General features: G+C 44.8%; 4 protein-coding genes. 2 read left to right on the top strand and 2 right to left on the bottom strand.

The annotated features are described in order from the left end of the window. Together rpoN and LBH49_03745 are read left to right on the top strand one after the other, a co-directional pair. The coding region (gene rpoN / locus LBH49_03750; GenBank protein ID MDR0351728.1) for an RNA polymerase factor sigma-54 at positions 1-1,223 on the top strand (1,223 nt) is incomplete at its 5' end. Further along, positions 1,220-2,563 (top strand): hypothetical protein, encoded by a 1,344-nt coding sequence (locus LBH49_03745; GenBank protein MDR0351727.1) that lies wholly within the window; start codon positions 1,220-1,222, stop codon positions 2,561-2,563. The genes rpoN and LBH49_03745, both read left to right, overlap by 4 nt. Position 2,564: 1 nt before the next feature. Here LBH49_03745 and glmS read toward each other — a convergent pair whose 3' ends face one another. Both glmS and LBH49_03735 read right to left on the bottom strand, forming a co-directional pair. Next, entirely contained in the window at positions 2,565-4,412 is a 1,848-nt protein-coding gene (glmS, locus tag LBH49_03740) for a glutamine--fructose-6-phosphate transaminase (isomerizing) (protein MDR0351726.1), read from the bottom strand. A gap of 70 nt (positions 4,413-4,482) precedes the next feature. Continuing rightward, the coding region (locus tag LBH49_03735) for an acetyl-CoA carboxylase carboxyl transferase subunit alpha (protein ID MDR0351725.1) at positions 4,483-4,845 on the bottom strand (363 nt) is incomplete at its 5' end.

The raw sequence follows: 4,845 nt of genomic DNA, 5'->3' as shown, positions 1-4,845 counted from the left end.
TTCGATCGCTGGGCATACTCCAGATGCCAATGGCCGAGCTGCGTGCGGCTTTGCTGAAAGAGATCGAGATAAATCCAATGCTCGATTTGGATTGTTGTGATCCTGATAGTGATTATATCGCAGGCGGTTATGTAACATCCGCGGCTGACTACGATCTGGATTCCATTGCCCAAAGAGAGACTTTGGAGGAGCATTTATTCTCACAGGTGGCAGATATTGACGAAAAAGACAAGTCAATTTTATCGTTTTTGCTAGGCAGGATGGATTCTCTAGGATTTGTGGCAGAATCGGATGAGACATTGGCTTCATCCCTTGGAGTCAGCCCGACGGAAATGGCAAAGGTCCGGGCACTACTAGGGTCTCTTGATCCAAAAGGTCTTGGCTCAAAGAATGTTATAGAATGTTTGCTAAGCCAAATAAATGGCAGCGACGCGGGGTTAATTACCCTGATATCGGACCACTTCGATGATTTGCTTGCCCATAGATACACGAAAATAGAGAGGGCCATGTGCATCGATCATGCGACGCTAAGGTCTTTGCTCACAAGGCTTAAGATGTTAAATTTTCAGCCTGCGAAAATTTTTTCCGATGAAAGGCAAAATAGCGTCGTTCCGGATATTATTTTGAAAAAAATTTATGGAAAATGGCAAATTGACTTGAATGATAGATATTTGCCAAAAATAAGGATGAGTGATAACTATAAGAGCATGCTGCTGCACAAGGATCGATGGGATCGCGCTGACAGGAAGTTCTTTACACAGAGTGCTTTAGGCGCTAAGTTTCTGGTGAATGCATTGAATCGACGAAGCGACATGTTGATGAAAATTTCGGAAGTTTTACTCACCAGGCAGTTAGAATTTTTTGAAGGCTTAGGATCTTTGAAGCCATTGATATTAAAGGAATTAGCGCAGATCTTAGGGGTTCATCAATCCACAGCTGGCCGCGCCGTTAGGGATAAATATCTGCAATCGCCTCGTGGCATATTTTGTTTAAAATATTTTTTTTCTAAAAAAATCGGTGGTCCAGGCGGCGAGCTATCGGCCAATGCTCTAATGGAAAAAATTCGCCGCATCATCGCCAATGAAAAAAAAGACAGGCCAGTGTCCGATGCGGAGGTATGTAATATATTGCAGGCGAATGGGATTGCGCTCACGAGAAGAGCTGTTACAAAGTATAGAAATGCTATGAAAATTCCACCGTCTCGGCATAGAAAATTTTTATGAGAACAGAATTTTGGGCAAAAGTATCTGGAGGTCAATGGGTTGGCGCAGACGTACCTCCTTTGGTTTGTGGTATTTCTAACGACTCTAGAACTCTAAAGCTTGGGGAATGTTTCCTGGCCATAAAAGATGTTCGGGATGGCCATGATTTCGTTGTTGATGCCGAAGCCAATGGAGCTAGTTGTGCCATCGTAACCCATGAGGTTGATGGAGTTAGCATACCGCAGCTCTTGGTCCATAGTGTGCTGATGGCCTTCGGTAAAATTGTGAAAATCCATAGAAATAATTTTCTTGGGACCGTCATTGGCCTGACCGGCAGCTATGGAAAAACTTCAACAAAAGATATCATGCATCTGCTCTTTGGCCCTCAATCGCTGGCCACTGCCGATAACCTAAACAACACTTTAGGAGTACCGCTGACGCTTAGTAAGTTGAACGAATCCAATGATATAGGTATAATTGAGTGCGGCATCGATAGGTTTGGCGAAATGGATGAAATTTTAGATGTTTTGAATCCTGACCTGGGCCTGGTGACCGGCCTCACCCATGTGCATGCTTCGCAATTCGGCTCCATAGAAAAAATTGCCGAAGAGAAATCGAAAATGCTGATCCATGCGCTGAATAATAAAGCCATGGCAATTTTCCCGGAAGAGTGCCTTAGGTTCAAGCCATTCAAGGAGATAGAAGGCAAAAGCATGATAGTAAGTAATGGGAAAAAAGCAAAAAATTACATCACCTATGTTCGCCAAGCTGATGGTCTTATGCTCACAGCCAGTGAACTTGGCAAGGAATTTTATCCACTACCAACCATGAGCGATGGCCAGGTGAGGAATTGTGCCATAGGTATATTCCTAGCCAGGAGATTAGGTGTCGATCGTGATACATTGATTGGCCGTTTAATGAGCTGGAAACCATCAAAAATGCGCGGTGAAATCATCAATGCCGGAGGAAAAATCGTCTACCTGGATTGCTATAATGCCAATCCGGCTTCGATGGTGGACGCCCTCTCAAACTTCAAAAGAATGTTTCAAAAAGCCAGAAAAACCTTCATTATTGGCTGTATGCTTGAACTGGGAGATAAATCGTGCGAATTTCATAACTTGCTTGGGGAGAGTATATTGCCTGACAAAAATGATGTGGTGCTATTGATAGGGGAGTGCGCAGATTGCATAAAACATGGAATGGCAAACTCACACTCTCTTTGCAAAAATGTCTACCTATTTGATAACACACCCACCGCTGCCAAAGCCATCGCCACTCTGGCCACAGATACCATATTTATGAAAGGAAGTAAATTTTATGCGCTCTGGAATTTGTTGCCTGTCATGGGCATAGAATACTAAATCATTCCACAGTTACTGATTTCGCCAGATTGCGTGGTCGATCCACATCGCAACCTCGCAACAACGCAATGTGATAGGCAAGCAGTTGAACCGGTATGGTGGCCAGAATCGGTGATACAGCCAGATGAGACTCGGGAACTATGATCAGGTCATCTACGTTATCTACTTCTGCTGCACATTGTTCCGATACTATCGCCAGCACCGGTGCACCTCGGGCTTTGACCTCCTGTATGTTAGCCGCCGTTTTGCGAACAATGTGTGCCTGGGTTTCAAAAAAACAGCAGGGACAACTTTCTGAAATCAAAGAAATGGGGCCGTGTTTCATCTCTGCCGATGGATAGCCTTCGGCATGTATGTACGATATCTCTTTCAGTTTCAACGCTCCTTCCAGGGCCACCGGAAACATTAGTTGTCTTCCTAAAAATAAAAAATCATCATATTCATAGTACTTTTTGGCCAAATTTTTTATGTGATCTTCCTCTTTCAATATATTTTCCAATTGGGCCGGTAATTTCTTCAGCGCTTCAGAAAATTCCAGGCCATCACCGAAACTCATGTCTCGCATTCTGGCAAAATATAACGCAAGCATCGCCACTGCACAGACTTGGGCCGTGAAAGCCTTGGTCGATGCCACTCCTATCTCTGGCCCGGAATGTTGGTAAATTCCGCCATCGGTTTCTCTGGCTATGGTCGATCCAACGACGTTTGTGATACCTAACACTCTGAAACCCTTGCGTTTAGCTTCCAGTAGTGCTGCAAGAGTATCCAGAGTTTCGCCGGATTGGCTTAGGACAAAAACCAATGTATTCTTGTCAAGCGGCGCGTTTCTATACCGAAATTCTGAGGCGTATTCGACCTCCACCGGTATCCGAGCGTATAATTCTATCAGGTATTCGGCAATCAAACTTGCGTGCCAAGATGTTCCGCAGGCGCAAAATACGATTCGATCGATCTGCCTCAATTCATGGGGAGGGAGGGAAATACCGCCAAAGCGTGCAGTGCTGCCATCTTCCGAGAATCTGCCGCGCATAACATTTTCAATGGATTGCGGCTGTTCGAAAATTTCTTTGCGCATGTAATGCTCATGACTGCCAAGATGGATATCCTGGTTGGTCCAATCAATGGTCTGATGGACGATGTCGACATTCTCAGAGCGTATGGTAATTATCGAAAATTTGTTGCCGGAAACAATTGCAATTTCACCATCCTTCAAGTAAACCGCTCTGTTGGTGTACATTAGCAGCGCCGCCGCATCGCTTGCCACAATGGCTTCCTTTTCGCCAATGCCCACCAGCAACGGTGAACTTTTCCTTGCCGCCACTATTTCATTGGGATGCGTTGCGCACAATACGACGATGCCGTAGGTCCCTTGAATGTGTAAAAGCGCCTTTCGCACGGCCTCGCTAAATTTATTTTGGGTCGAATCTGGTTCCTTGTGATAATGATAGGCTATCAGATTCCCAAGGCATTCAGTATCAGTCTCCGATGAAAAGTTGTAGCCCTGCTCTTGTAAAAATTTTTTTATTTGCACATAGTTTTCAACTATACCGTTATGGACCACGGCGAAGAGTCCATCTGAAGTTAGTTGAGGATGCGCATTTGCTTCGGATACAACACCATGGGTTGCCCAACGAGTATGACCGATGCCAATATTTCCGCCGAAACCGATATTTTCAATGGCCTCGACCAAATTATTCACTTTACCTACTTTTTTTACGCACAAAAACCTACCATCTCGAACGGTCGCGAACCCAGCAGAATCATAGCCCCTGTATTCTAATCTGCGGAGTCCATCGATCACCACCTGAGATGCATTGCGGTGTCCGACGTAACCAATTATTCCGCACATGGTTGGTATTGAACCACTTAAGTGCTACATGTCAAGAGCTGTAATTTTTACAAAATGTATGTTTATTTCATTATTCCATGAATGATCCTAGATTTCTGAATCTTTCGTATCTTTTTGTGAGCCTATTTTTTACGGATATTTTAAAAATTATGTCCAGATGTTTTAGCAGTGCATTTTTTGCATTTAGGATGGTTTGATCTATATCCCGATGGGCGCCGCCAAATGGTTCGGCCACAACTTCATCTGCCACGTTAAGCTCCACCAATTTGTGAGCATGAAGTTGCAAGGCTTCGGCGGCTTCGTTGGCGAATTTTTTATCTTTCCACAGGATGGCCGCGCAACCCTCGGGAGAGATGACAGAGTAGTAGGCATTTTCAAGTATCAGGACTCGATCGGCCAGGGCGATTCCCAGCGCTCCGCCGGAGCCGCCTTC

This window comes from Puniceicoccales bacterium (assembly GCA_031255005.1).
Lineage (GTDB): Bacteria > Verrucomicrobiota > Verrucomicrobiia > Opitutales > LL51 > JAIRTH01.
This window is presented reverse-complemented; position numbering and strand designations above follow the sequence as displayed.

What these genes read in the sequence shown, in the direction of transcription:
- LBH49_03745 (MDR0351727.1), top strand. Translation starts at nt 1,220, where the DNA reads ATGAGAACAGAATTTTGGGCAAAAGTATCTGGAGGTCAATGGGTTGGC.
- glmS (MDR0351726.1), bottom strand. Translation starts at nt 4,412, where the DNA reads ATGTGCGGAATAATTGGTTACGTCGGACACCGCAATGCATCTCAGGTG.